The organism is Halobacillus sp. HZG1, assembly GCF_035818575.1.
In the GTDB taxonomy this organism is placed as follows: domain Bacteria; phylum Bacillota; class Bacilli; order Bacillales; family Halobacillaceae; genus Halobacillus; species Halobacillus litoralis.
In genome coordinates this window covers 1-13131 of record NZ_JAYLVQ010000024.1, presented here as the reverse complement: position 1 = coordinate 13131, position 13131 = coordinate 1, and the positions used below count along the sequence as shown (strand labels likewise).

13 protein-coding genes are annotated in these 13131 nt (G+C 42.4%); 10 read left to right on the top strand and 3 right to left on the bottom strand.

Annotated features, from left to right (window positions below; all coding sequences use genetic code 11):
- Nucleotides 1-16: 16 nt before the first annotated feature.
- Entirely contained in the window at nt 17-1408 is a 1392-nt protein-coding gene (locus VKA52_RS03135; RefSeq protein ID WP_206947904.1) for an alanine/glycine:cation symporter family protein, read from the bottom strand.
- A gap of 225 nt (nt 1409-1633) precedes the next feature.
- Here VKA52_RS03135 and VKA52_RS03130 point away from each other — a divergent pair, with 225 nt between their 5' ends.
- From VKA52_RS03130 to VKA52_RS03120, 3 genes are read left to right on the top strand one after another with little or no spacing between them, the layout of a single operon-like run.
- Entirely contained in the window at nt 1634-2125 is a 492-nt protein-coding gene (locus tag VKA52_RS03130) for a low molecular weight protein-tyrosine-phosphatase (RefSeq protein ID WP_160914272.1), read from the top strand.
- Nucleotides 2112-2441 carry a YtxH domain-containing protein gene (locus VKA52_RS03125; RefSeq protein WP_160914274.1) on the top strand — a complete coding sequence of 110 codons (330 nt, stop codon included), beginning with the start codon at nt 2112-2114 and terminating at the stop codon, nt 2439-2441. The genes VKA52_RS03130 and VKA52_RS03125 overlap by 14 nt, the downstream gene beginning before the upstream one ends.
- Nucleotides 2442-2463: 22 nt before the next feature.
- Nucleotides 2464-3294, top strand: coding sequence for a YihY/virulence factor BrkB family protein (locus tag VKA52_RS03120; RefSeq protein WP_160914275.1), 831 nt, complete (start codon nt 2464-2466; stop codon nt 3292-3294).
- A gap of 40 nt (nt 3295-3334) precedes the next feature.
- Here the strand turns inward: VKA52_RS03120 and VKA52_RS03115 are convergent, their stop codons facing one another.
- On the bottom strand, nt 3335-5245 hold the full coding sequence (locus VKA52_RS03115; RefSeq protein WP_442788820.1) for a heavy metal translocating P-type ATPase: 1911 nt from the start codon (nt 5243-5245) through the stop codon (nt 3335-3337).
- A gap of 234 nt (nt 5246-5479) precedes the next feature.
- On the opposite strand from VKA52_RS03115, the gene VKA52_RS03110 reads away from it, so the two are divergent.
- The 6 genes from VKA52_RS03110 to VKA52_RS03085 all read left to right on the top strand — a co-directional run bounded on the left by VKA52_RS03110 (nt 5480) and on the right by VKA52_RS03085 (nt 10676).
- Nucleotides 5480-6361: a transporter substrate-binding domain-containing protein gene (locus VKA52_RS03110; RefSeq protein WP_326314149.1), complete on the top strand. Its 882-nt coding sequence runs from the start codon at nt 5480-5482 to the stop codon at nt 6359-6361.
- 10 nt (nt 6362-6371) lie between these two features.
- Nucleotides 6372-7064 (top strand): amino acid ABC transporter permease, encoded by a 693-nt coding sequence (locus VKA52_RS03105; protein WP_160914281.1) that lies wholly within the window; start codon nt 6372-6374, stop codon nt 7062-7064.
- Nucleotides 7065-7421: 357 nt separating this feature from the next.
- A complete protein-coding gene (locus VKA52_RS03100; RefSeq protein ID WP_160914283.1) occupies nt 7422-8207 on the top strand; it encodes a metal ABC transporter ATP-binding protein in 786 nt (261 codons plus the stop codon).
- Nucleotides 8200-9054 (top strand): metal ABC transporter permease, encoded by an 855-nt coding sequence (locus tag VKA52_RS03095; RefSeq protein ID WP_160914285.1) that lies wholly within the window; start codon nt 8200-8202, stop codon nt 9052-9054. Before VKA52_RS03100 ends, VKA52_RS03095 begins: the two co-directional genes overlap by 8 nt.
- On the top strand, nt 9054-9464 hold the full coding sequence (locus tag VKA52_RS03090; RefSeq protein ID WP_160914286.1) for a Fur family transcriptional regulator: 411 nt from the start codon (nt 9054-9056) through the stop codon (nt 9462-9464). The genes VKA52_RS03095 and VKA52_RS03090 overlap by 1 nt, the downstream gene beginning before the upstream one ends.
- A 138-nt stretch (nt 9465-9602) precedes the next feature.
- The gene (locus VKA52_RS03085) at nt 9603-10676 is read left to right on the top strand and encodes a metal ABC transporter solute-binding protein, Zn/Mn family (RefSeq protein ID WP_326314148.1); all 1074 of its coding nucleotides are present in this window, start codon (nt 9603-9605) and stop codon (nt 10674-10676) included.
- 70 nt (nt 10677-10746) lie between these two features.
- Here the strand turns inward: VKA52_RS03085 and VKA52_RS03080 are convergent, their stop codons facing one another.
- On the bottom strand, nt 10747-11919 hold the full coding sequence (locus tag VKA52_RS03080) for an MFS transporter (protein WP_326314147.1): 1173 nt from the start codon (nt 11917-11919) through the stop codon (nt 10747-10749).
- A 153-nt stretch (nt 11920-12072) separates the two neighbouring features.
- Here VKA52_RS03080 and VKA52_RS03075 point away from each other — a divergent pair, with 153 nt between their 5' ends.
- Entirely contained in the window at nt 12073-12465 is a 393-nt protein-coding gene (locus tag VKA52_RS03075; RefSeq protein ID WP_160914330.1) for an OsmC family protein, read from the top strand.
- The last annotated feature ends 666 nt before the right edge of the window (nt 12466-13131 follow it).

Here is a 13131-nt window from a genome sequence, read left to right as displayed (position 1 = left end):
TATGTTGGTTTTAAGGTTAACCAGCTTGGCGTTGTTCGCGTTCTTGTTGCTTTTCTTTTTTGGCGACTTTCAGGAACTTGTTCGTCTCGGCGGCTACGACTCCGGATAGGAGTAATAGTCCGATCAAGTTCGGAAAGGCCATTAAGCCATTCATCACATCAGCGAAGACCCATACGGTGCTCAATTGGGAAACAGAACCTACAAGTACGAATGCTACGAAAACAATCTTGTAAGCGCCGATGAATCGTTGCTTCGTCAAGTAACCGAAGCACTTTTCCCCATAATAGGACCAACCGACAATGGTCGAGAAGGCAAAGAAGACCAGGCCTATGGTTACAATATAAGCTCCTACATCACCAAGGAAAATCTGGAAGGAGGTAGAAGTTAAGTCTGCGCCGTCCAATCCACCTTGATATTGACCGGCCATGACAATTGTCAAACCTGTCATCGTACATACGATAATGGTATCAATGAATACTTGAGTCATAGAAACCAGTGCTTGGCGTCCGGCATAGTCTGTGCGGGCTGCAGCAGCAGCGATCGGCGCAGATCCGAGACCTGCTTCATTGGAGAACACACCACGTGCGACACCATAACGAATGACTGTTCCGAGTAGACCGCCACCAAGAGCGCTCGCTGTAAAAGCATCGTTGAAGATGGTTCCCAAGGCTGGGATGACCATGTTGTAATTGAGAATAAGTATAATTAGTGCACCAATGACATAAAAGATAGCCATGATTGGGACAAAGAAAGCCGTGACTTTCCCAATACTTTTAATTCCTCCAAGCAATACTAATCCAGCTAACAAGGTCAACAGAATACCTGTCACCCATGGTGAAACATTGAACGTACCTTCCATGACATCAGAAACGGAGTTGGACTGGACCATGTTACCTATTCCGAATGCAGCGACAGCACCGAAGATCGCGAATAGGAAACCGAGGGGGCGTCCAAGCCACTTTGTTTTCAAACCGCGGGACAAATAATACATCGGGCCGCCGGACATTTCCCCGTTTTTACCTTCAATCCTGTATTTAACGGCTAGTACCGCTTCGGCATATTTCGTCGCCATACCAAAAACAGCGGTCACCCACATCCAGAAAACGGCACCTGGTCCCCCAAGGACAACGGCCGTTGCTACACCAGCAATATTACCTGTACCGATGGTTGCTGCAAGGGCTGTGGTTAGCGCCTGGTAATGGGATATATCCCCCTTTTCATTCTTTTTCTTCTCTTTGCTTGGTTTGAAAGCAAGCTTTAGAGCGTACGGGAGTGTTTTAAACTGAAGAAAACCTAGACGGAGTGTTAAATAAACCCCTGTTCCGACTAATAATACTAAGAGGAATGGTCCCCAGACGATTCCACTTAACTCACTTAAAAAACTGTGTAGTGCACTACCTTCACCCATCATCTTCCCCCTAACTATATTGATAGTATTAGTTTGTCCATATATTAAATATTCCGAAAATTAGAAACAAATGTCAAGGTCATTTCTGTACAAAAATGAAAAAGAGCGGTTGATTTCGACAGAAAAAGGGAAGATATTTGGGTGAACTGCTTTAGATATGCAGGATTTTCGACGCTTTCATAGAAAATAAACAGATGAGAAATACTACATTGGAGGAACACAGTTATGATTCGTGTATTATTTGTCTGCCTTGGTAACATTTGTCGTTCACCTATGGCAGAAGCCGTTTTTAAGGATCTAGTAAAAAAAGAAGGATTGGACGAAGAGATAACCGTTGATTCTGCGGGGATTGGTCATTGGCATATTGGAGCTGAACCACATGAAGGGACACGGGCAATCCTTGATGATAAAAGCATCTCTTATAAGGGGATGAGTGCAAGGCAAGTGAAGGAATCCGACTGGGATGACTTTGATTATTTGATTGCGATGGATGATAAAAACATTCAGGACTTAAAAGGAATAAGAGAAAAGAATGGGGTAGTAGTCGCTAAATTGTTGGACTATGTTCCTTATTCGAAGGAAAACGAAGTGCCTGATCCGTATTTCACAGGTAATTTTGAATATGTATATGATCTCGTCCATGATGGATGTTTTGAACTTTTAGATAAAATAAAAAACGATCATAATCTTAAGGAGGATGTTTATGGGACAGAGTAAACTTTGGAAAGGTGTACTTGTCGGGGCTTTGGTAGGAGGAATCGCTGCTCTTATGGATAGAGATACGCGCCAGTATGTAGGAGAAAAATCGCGGGCTACAGGCTCGAAGTGTCAAAGTTTCGTCAAGCAGCCTTCAGAAGCGATCCACAAAGTTAGAGTGAATTATGAGGCTTTTTCTGCCCAGGTGAATAAAGGAGTCGAAGATCTTCTGGAATTATTGGACAAGGCGGAGAGTATGCTGAATAAAGTAGGGGAAATTAATCAAGAAGTGAAAGAGCAGCTGAGAGCTGTTGACGATTCAAAAGAAGCTTCTTGATCACAAGAGGTGAGGGAATATTGTGAAGACCATCAAGAATTTTGGCAAAGAGCTGTTTACTCGCTTCGGTGAAGATGATGTCGGAGGGATGGCAGCTCAACTGTCGTATTTTTTTCTACTATCTTTGTTTCCTTTTATGATATTCCTGCTTACATTACTCGGGTATTTACATATTGACGAGGAAAGAGTGCTTGCATTCGTCAGTACCTATGCACCGCCTGAGACATTCGATTTGATTACCGAAAACGTTTCGTCCTTACTAAGCAGCGAAAATGGAAGTTTACTATCCATCGGTTTAGTCGGGACTCTCTGGGCCGCATCTAACGGGGTCAATGCCATTATGCGCGCATTCAATCGTGCTCATAACGTCAAAGAGAACCGGTCATTTTTTGTATCGCGTTTGATTGCGATTGTGCTGACAGTGGCGATGGTTTTTGTTATTGGGATCGCTTTCCTTCTCCCGGTGCTCGGGCACACGATCGGCATACAGCTGTTTTCCGTTTTCGGACTTTCTGAAAACTTTTTGACGTTGTGGAATGGGATGAGGTGGGTGATATCCTCCATCATTTTTTACATCGTTTTGTCTTTTTTGTATGTCATGGCCCCAAACAAACGGTTGAAATATCGTGATACTGTACCGGGGGCGGTGTTCGCCACATTTGGCTGGCAGTTAGTGTCTCTGATGTTTTCTTTTTATGTGAGTAGTCTAGGGAATTTCTCTGCGACCTATGGGAGTTTAGGTACAGTCATTGTGCTGATGATTTGGTTATACCTTTCCGGAGTCGTCATTATTCTGGGAGGGGAGATCAATGCCATGAGTCACCATCGTAGAACAAGAGAGACATGGGGATAGAACGTATAAAAAGGCGGGACCGATGATGGTCCCGCTTTCTTTATTTTAATAATCGGAGTCCATTCAATATTACAAGAATCGTACTCCCTTCGTGTCCAATGACACCTAATGGGAGATCGAGAATCTGCAGGAAATTGCTGACGATCAAAAGCATGATTACGGTAATGGAAAAGATAATGTTCTGCTTAATGATTTTGTTCATTTTTCTAGAAACTTGTATCGCTTCACCAATCTTCGGGAGATCATTCTTCATTAAGACCACATCAGCAGTTTCTAAGGCAACATCTGTACCTTCTCCCATCGCGACACCAACATCTGCTTCTGCGAGCGCCGGCGCATCATTGATTCCATCCCCGACCATCGCAACATGGGAGAAATGATCTTTTAAGGTTTTGATTTCCTGAAGTTTTTGGTCAGGCATACATTCAGCGATATAGTTATCCATCCCCACTTCTTCGGCAATCGCTTTTGCTGTCCGGTCATTGTCACCTGTCAACATGATGGTATAAATATCATGTGCTCTTAAAGTTGCGATGGCTTTTTTCGCTTCTTTTCGTACGGTATCTTTCAAGGCAAAAAGGGCGACGATTTTTTCACTCTTTGCCACGAAAATAACCGTCTTTCCTTCTGAGGCAAGGACTTCAGCATGGTTCTCTTTATAGGCCGTTGCTTTTTCTTTTCCGACCAGATCTGCTTTACCGACTTTCCATTCCTTGTTTTCATAAAGGCCGCTTACACCCATACCGCTATGATCCTTGACGTTTTCGACGGTAGAAAATGTACAGTCATTTTTTTTCGCATAGCTTACAATCGCCTGAGCGAGTGGATGATTGGATTCATTTTCAATGGAAGAGACGACAGAAAGGATGGAGTGTTCCATGTCACTTTCTAGCGGAAGAAAGTCAGTGACCTCCGGCTCTCCTTTTGTAAGCGTACCTGTTTTATCGAAGGCGATCGCTTTTAGATGAGAAAGGTGTTCGAGATGAACGCCCCCTTTAAATAAGATCCCCTGACGTGCTCCTTTCGATATAGCTGATAAAGTGGCAGGCATAATGGAAGCGACCAGGGCGCATGGAGATGCTACGACAAGTAGAATCATGGCCCGGTAGATGGTCTCCATCCACGTCCACCCAAACAGAAAGTGAGGGAGAAATAACATAAGGCCAACGACCGCTAATACGATTTTTACATACGTACTTTCAAATCTTTCAATAAACAATTGTGAGGGAGATTTCTCACTTTGTGCGTTTTGAACCATGGCGATGATCTTTTGAAAGAGCGTTTCATTGGATGGTTTAGTCACAGAGACAACAAGACTTCCATCAATGTTCATCGTTCCTGCAAACACTTCTCCTGTCTCTTTTTTATTTACAGGGAGTGATTCACCAGTAATGGCACTTTCATTTAATGTCGAACTTCCTTTCACAATACTTCCATCGGCAGGGACACGTTCTCCAGGTTTGATTAAAATTTGATCACCGACTTGAAGTGTTTTTACAGGCACCCACTCATATCCTGAGTTTGTAATGAGAAAAGCTTCTTCCGGCTGCAGACTCATCAAAGAAGAGATTTCTTTATGGCTTTTGTTCATGGTGTATGTTTCCAGCGCTCCGCTGAGAGCGAATATGAAAATGAGAATGGCTCCTTCTGTCCAGTACCCGATCGAAGCCGAGCCTATAGCGGCTAGAATCATGAGCAATTCTACATTGAGTGATTTTTCTTTTACCGTTTCTTCTAATCCTTCTTTCGCTTTGGCAAAACCACCAATGAGAAAGGCGGTCACATATATACTCACAAAAACAGAAGGTGTCCAATGATGTTCGCCATACCAAGCCAGTAAAATAAGGAATCCACTGATTATGGCTGCGATCAATTCAGCGTGTTCCTTAAAGCTAGAAATCGATGGTAATTTCCACCACTTCATGGCAGAGAAGGTTCGTGATTGATTCATACAATTTTCAACTCCTTTTTATAATTGAGAATGAAAGTCAATTACAGTTGATTAAAAGGGCTAGTTATTTAAAATTATTTTAATTTAATATATGTTATTATCATACCATGAAAGGGTGATTATACAAGTGGAAATAATGGAATATGTAAAAAAGGATTCAGGCAGTTGATATTACAGGTGTCAAGTTGCTATATTAGACAGGTGCAAAAAACATATGGAAGGTGGAAATAACGAATGCGCAAAGGTCTTTTATTTATACTTATGCTTATGCTTGCTGCATTCCTCGCTGCTTGTGGTTCCAGTGAGGACGGAGAGAGCGGTTCAGATAGCAATGGGAGCGAAGAAGCTTCCGATAGCAAATGGAGCGAAATTCAGGAAAAAGGGGAGATTGTTGTCGGTACTTCCGGTACGCTTTTCCCAGCTTCTTATTATCCAGAAGAATCTGATGAGATGACTGGATATGACGTAGAAATTATGAGAGAAGTAGCTGACCGTCTCGGTCTTGAGTTGAAATTTGAAGAATACGGAGTCGATGGATTACTTTCTGCCATCAACAGTGGCCGTATAGATGCCGTGATTAACGACATGGAAGTAACAAAAGCCCGTCAAGAACAGTTTACGTTTAGTGAACCATATAAGTATTCTTATTCCACAATGATTGTCCGTGAGTCTGACTTATCCGGGATTGAAAAATTGGAGGACCTCGAAGGAAAAACACATGGTGGTGGAGCGACTACGGTGTTCTCCCAAATCGCTGAACACTTTGGTGCTGAGACGAAAACATACGGTAATGTAACCAATGATGTTTATTTGCGTGATGTGGAAAACGGAAATACAGACTTCATCATCAATGATTACTACTTACAGTCCCTTGCATTAAAAGCACTGCCTAATATCGAAGTTCAACTACACCCGGACTTGAAGTTCCATCCGACGAACTCCGCTATTGTTATGCCGAATGATGCCTCCGAAATGAAGAAAGAAATCGATGCCGTATTGCAGGAAATGCATGAAGATGGAACCCTTACGAAGCTTTCTGAAGAGTTCTTCGGTGGCAAGGATGCTTCTAAAAAACCAGAAGCGGATATCCGTGAAATCGAAGGACTAGAACTGTAAGGAGATCCTTATGTTAGGTATCGAAATAAACGAAATTCAAATCGAGAAGCTTTTTAACGCAGAGCGCGCCTGGGCGAATCTTCCTTTCATTCTTGAAGGTGTGCCTTTAACCTTGCTTGTTGCTTTAAGTGGTATGGTGGTAGGGCTCATTCTGGGCTTCTTTTTAGCCCTTGCGAGAGGATCGGACCGTGTCTGGCTGAGATGGCCTGCCCGATTTTATATATCTTTCATGCGAGGCACACCGATCCTCGTGTATTTATTCGTTTTGTATTTCGGTCTTCCTGTTGTAGGCATTAAAATGCCGGCAACCGTTGCTGCCATCATCGGATTTGGAACAAACAGTGCAGCCTATATAGCAGAAATCAATCGAGCTTCTTTGAACAGTGTTCCGAATGGTCAATGGGAATCATCCCGTGCTCTGGGATTTACGTATTGGCAGGCGATAAGGAGAATTATCATGCCTCAGGCAACGAGAATTGCCATCCCGCCTCTTGGGAATGTCTTTCTTGATTTGCTGAAAGCCACATCGCTTGCTGCCATGATTTCTGTTCCTGAGATTTTGAACAAAGCACAAATTGCAGCAGGACGTACGGTCGATTCAATGACGATGTATATTACAGCAGCCCTTGTGTATTGGCCGCTTACTATGATTTTTTCCGCTCTTCAAGATTATTTGGAGAAGCGTCACAACCGATATCTATAAACCATGTAGCCAGAGCTTTTCATTCAGCTCTGGTTTTTTTGTCTTTCCGTATTTTTTCATATTTGGCAGCTGTGGAACGTGAACAGGTGTCAGGCAAGAACGTTAGTAAGCTCATGCCCGGGACCATTCTTATTAATTAATGTAAAGGAGAAATCTACCACCGTGGACGGAACTGAAAAATAGTCTTGATTCGGAACGCTTCCTCCTTTATGATGGTCCTTGTGCATTTAAATCGTAACGATTATTGATTAACATATGTTTCAAAAAGGGAAGGCTATAATACAGACGTTTTTACTTTGACGTACATATCCATTATAATTTAATTCGTAATGATTATTATTTCGAGAGGGATTGACCATGGGAAATGAAACAATAGTAAAGTTAGAAAATGTATCTTTTAAATATGATAGAGAATGGGTCGTTAAAGACGTAAACTTGGACATTCAATCAGGCCAGTTCCTCGGTCTTGTCGGCCCGAATGGTTCAGGTAAGTCCACATTAATTAAATTGATGCTGGGTCTTGTTAAGCCGGATCATGGTTCCATTCGCTTATTCGGTCAGACTTTGAAGCACTATCAGGATTGGCAGGAGATTGGATTTGTCTCACAAAAAGCTAACAGTTTCAATTCTGGTTTTCCTGCGACGGTGATTGAAGTTGTAAAGACCGGGCTGGTCTCCCGAATTGGAGCATTTAAATTCTTTAATAAAAAACATAAAGAGAAAGCATTGGAAGCATTGAGAGTCGTAGAAATGGAGGAATACGCCTACTCTAATATCGGAGAATTGTCCGGAGGGCAGCAGCAGCGGGTGTTTATTGCAAGGGCCTTAGTGAGTGACCCCTCCTTATTAATTCTGGATGAACCGACGGTCGGGGTAGATGCGAAGCACGTCACAGAGTTTTATGATTTGCTTGGTAAACTGAATAAAGAGCAGGGAATCACCCTCTTGATGGTCACTCATGATATCGGGACCATTACCGATCATGCATCGCACGTCATTTGTATGAATAAAACGGTCCATTTCCACGGTGCTTCAGAAGATTATAAGGAATTTAGTGAAGAGGACCTCAACCAGCTCTATGGTCATTCCGTCCAGCAGCTGACCCATAATCACACACATCATGAGGTGACCCACAATGATTGATAGTTTTCTACAATATGAATTCTTACAAAATGCCGCTATAACAGGAATATTAATCGGTATCGTTGCTCCTTTATTGGGAGTGTTCATTGTGGTCAGACGCCTGTCGTTAATTGCTGATGCCTTATCCCACATTACGTTAACCGGGATTGCTGCAAGTTTGCTGCTTGAAAAAAGAGTGACGGCTGTCAATGAATGGAATCCGATTTACATGGGGATGGCCTTTTCCGTGTTCGGAGCGATATTGATTGAGCGTCTTCGAAAGGTGTATAAACACTATGAAGAACTTGCCATTCCTATTATTCTTTCCGGTGGGATCGGTGTCGGTGTGATTCTCATTTCTCTTGCAGATGGATTTAATACGGACTTATTTAGCTATTTATTCGGAAGTGTAACAGCTGTCAGCCGTGATAGTATGTGGACCGTGCTGGTGATTACTTCCATTGTTATTCTTATTGTCATTCTGTTTTATAAGGAACTTTTCGTGCTGTCGTTCGACGAGGAACACGCCTCTGTGTCTGGGGTAAATGGAAGATGGATTCATTTGCTGTTTATCGTCATGGTTGCACTGGTCATCGCGTCCTCTATGCAGGTAGTTGGGATTTTACTTGTATCAGCTTTGATGACTTTACCAGTGGCTTCAGCGATCCGGATTGCAAAGAGTTTCAAGCAGACGATTGGTCTATCCATCGCTTTTGGGGAAACCTCTGTCCTGATCGGTCTCTTTTCGTCCTATCATCTTAGTGTACCTCCAGGTGGAACGATTGTCGTGACAGCCATTTTGATTTTAATTATGTCGATTCTTTACAAACGAGTCCGAGCTCAACAATGGATAAAGGGTGAAGCATAATGAATGTAGAAACAGCTTTGCAGAGACTAAAGGAAAAAGGATATAAAAGAACGAAGCAAAGAGAACGTATTTTAGAGATTTTTGTGAAACAAGACCAGTATATTGCAGCGAAAGAAATTCTTAAGGAAATACAGAACCATTTTCCTGGTGTGAGTTATGATACGATCTATCGAAATCTTTATATGCTGACAGACGTTGATATTTTAGAAGCTACAGAGCTTGGCGGAGAAAAGCATTTTCGTTTAGGGTGTGATACACATGGCCATCACCATCACTTCATTTGCACCACATGTGGAAAAACGAAATCGATTGAATTCTGCCCGATGGATAGTATTAATGAGAACCTGAATGGATATGATGTTGAAAACCATAAGTTCGAAATATACGGCAAATGTCCGCAATGTAACTGATTTATGCCTTGGTTTGAAAAAGAACCTGCGTCTTGCGCGCGGGTATCTTTTTTTGCGCTTATCAAAAAGTAATGGTTACTGTTTACAAAGTGTAATGGTTACGATATAATCTGTTTGGAAAGACGAGGAGGTCGACGAATGAAGAAACTAGCAATCATGTTATCTTTTATACTTACCATTTTATTGATTACTGCTTGTGGAAATGAAGAGACGGCAACCGAGCAGGGTAATGAAAAAACAGGTGACGATAACGGAGAACTAAACGTTTATACTACGGTTTATCCTTTACAGTTTTTTACTGAAAAAATAGGTGGAGAGACAGTCAACGTACATTCCATTTTGCCTCCGGGTTCAGACGCACACACTTATGAGCCGACGACCAAGGAAATGGTGAAGATGGCAGAAGCGGATCTCTTTGTTTATAATGGGGCTGGTTTAGAAGGTTACGCAAAGAAAATTTCTGAATCAATTCAGCCAGAGGGTGTAGAAATCCTGGAAGCAGCAGGGGACCTTGACTTGAAAGAACATGTTCATAATCATGGAGAAGGTGCCGAGGGAGAAGATCATCACGGTGAAGATGAGCATGCACATGGAGAAGATGAACATGGTCATGAAGAAGATGAACATGCTCATGAAGAAGATGAACATGCCAAAGGAGAAGATTCCCATGACGGCCACGGCCACGGTGAAAAAGACCCTCACGTTTGGTTGGATCCTGTACGTGCTGTACAAATGGCAGAGGGAATCAAAAATCAGTTGATTGAAATGAATCCAGAAGAAGAAGAACTTTATGAAGAAAACTATGAAGAACTTCAAGCGAAACTGATGGATTTAGATCAGGCATTTCATGAGCGTGTAGAATCTAAAGCTAAAAGTAAAATTATTGTTTCCCATGCAGCCTATGGTTATTGGGAAGAGGCTTACGGCATAGAGCAGATTGCTGTTTCAGGCCTAAGTCCGACAAATGAGCCCTCTCAAAAAGACCTTGAAAATATCGTTCAAGTTGCCGAGTCAAACAATCTTGAATACGTGGTTTTTGAACAGAACATCACTCCGAAAGTTTCAGAAGTGATCCAAAATGAAATCGGAGCAGAAGCGCTCCGTTTTCACAACTTGTCTGTTTTAACGAAAGAAAATGTTAAAAACGATGAAGATTACTTCAGCTTAATGGAACAAAACCTTGATGTACTGACACAAGCTCTTTCAAAATAAAAAAGCTGTGGACAACATGTCCACAGCTTTTTTATATCTGCTCTTCCATCCTTTCGTTCCAAGGAAAAGCTCAAGCTTCTTGCAGTGAAGGTGCACCTGGATCTTTTTTGTAAAGAGTAGCTGTAAAAACGAAGATCAAAAGAGTGACGATGACGTAGAAAAACGATAGATTTGGCCAAAGATCCAAGAAAAAACCAGACAAGAAAGGACCTAGAATACTTCCGACACTAAATGCCATTCCGCATAATATGTTTCCAGCAGAAAGAAGGTTTTTTGGAAGTAAGTCTGTCATAAATGAAATGCCTAAAGAGAACAAGGAACCCACAAATAAACCGCCTAATGCGAAAGTGGCGAAGAGAGCGACCACAGAGTTTTCAAAGAGAGCAGCCGCAAGGAAGGCGACGATTCCCCCAGCTACGACGGTTAAGATGACTTTTTTTCTTCCAATCCGATCACTTAATGCGCCCAAAGGAATTTGAGAAAATAAACTGGCTGCAGCAAAACACGGAATGATTAAGGATAATAAGTTAACATCATGTCCAATCCTCATCCCGTACACGGGAAAGATTCCATGAAGGGTTGCTTCCAGAAATCCATAGGCAAGAGGCGGCAAAAAAGCAACCCAGGCCAGACGAATGGCTTTAGCAAACCTTTTGATTGAACTCGTTCCATAGACTGTGGTATGGTCTTTTTCAGGTGTTTCATTTCTCACCCAAATCATGAATAACCAGACGATAAAACTTAAGGATGAGGAAATGATAAATGGGACATAGATACCAAATGTCAACAAGTTGGTCATCAGTGGTCCAAGCGTAAAGCCGACACTAAAAAACAGGCCGTAATAAGCGATGCTTCGACCACGGTTGTGTTTTTCTGCTGTGGCTGTAATCCAGGTTTGAGTTCCAAAGTGAAGGATTTGGTCACCGATTCCAATGGTGACTCTTAAAATGAACCAGAACCATAGCGCCTGCCAGAATGGAAATAAGGCAAGAGACACAACAACCAGAGCCCCTCCAATCATAATCATTGGTTTATAACCAATACGTTGCAGAGGTCTTTCCATGAATGGAGAAGAAAGTAAAATACCTATGTAAAGCCCGGTAGCATGCAATCCATTGATAGAGGAAGAAATGCCGTTCTGTTCAAGGATGACAGCAATCAATGGAAGGAGCATCCCCTGGGAAAATCCTGATATGGTTACAAGACCTATCAAAATCCAGAATCGTGTTTGTTTGGATACCATAACTGACGGCCCCCTTTTTTCATACTTCCTTATCGTATAAGAAATCAATAGGAGGGGACAAGTTTTTCTTTCTCATAAGAAGGTTATTTCCTTACTGAAAACGGTTATTATAAAACTAAAGGCGCAGCATATTGTCAAAGGAGTGAATGTATGATGGACTTTTATTTAAAGGAAAACGGTGTACGCACGTCATTTGAGTACGGTCAAATGAACATTTCAGGTGATGAGACGTTCGGTTTCCGCCCATATCAGCTTATGGTTGCATCGATTGCGGGTTGCAGCATTGGAGTTTTCAGGAAGATTTTAGATAAACAACGCACGGATTATGAAGATATTAAAGTGACGGCTGAGGTAGAGAGAAATCCTGATGAGGCCAATCGTATTGAAAAGATCTATCTTCATTATGTTATTAAAGGGTATCACTTGAACCAGGACAAGTTGTTAAAGAATCTGGAGATCTCCCAGAAAAATTGTTCTATGGTTCAATCGGTTCAAAATAGTATAGAAGTTGAAGAAACGCTTGAGTGCATTCAATTAAGCAAGTAAAATGAAAGAGCCTTATCCTGAATTTGGATAAGCGCTCTTTTTTTTGTGCTTTATTCTATTGCGTATAAGCTCCCGTTTGTGGAAGACTCAGTTTCGAGACTTTTGTTGAGTGGATGGGGCTGCGGGGAATAGCTCGCTTTCCGCGGGAGCGCGGTGAGCCTCCTCGGACTGCGTCCTGTGGGGTCTCACTAAGCACTCTTTTCCCGCAGGAGTCTCGCCATTCCCCTTCGCCCCTTCGCCCCTTTGCCATATAAGTATCTCGAAACCACTACTTAAAAAATCAGCTCGTATGGTTATGGGAAGTGGATGATCTAAACTCTACCCAATGGACGTTTAGAAAACGTAAATACTTGATACAAAGCCCTTTACGTTTGCCTAGGTGGGAAGGATGAGATCCTTACTTATAAGTGCAGGGGTTCTATAATCCACCTATCAAAATCATAAAAGCTGCCCTTTTAGTGTTGGTTTCGAGAATCTATTCCATGGCAAAGGGTCGGAGGGAAACGGTGAGACTCCTATGGGAAGTGTGGGACAGGTGAGACCCCGGAAGGCGTAGCCTGAGGAGGCTCACCGCCCGCCCCATGGAAAGCGAACCTTTTCCCGGAGCTCCTAGAACCACACAAAAGCCTCGAAACTGAGTCTTCAAGAAACCTGCCATATAGTGAA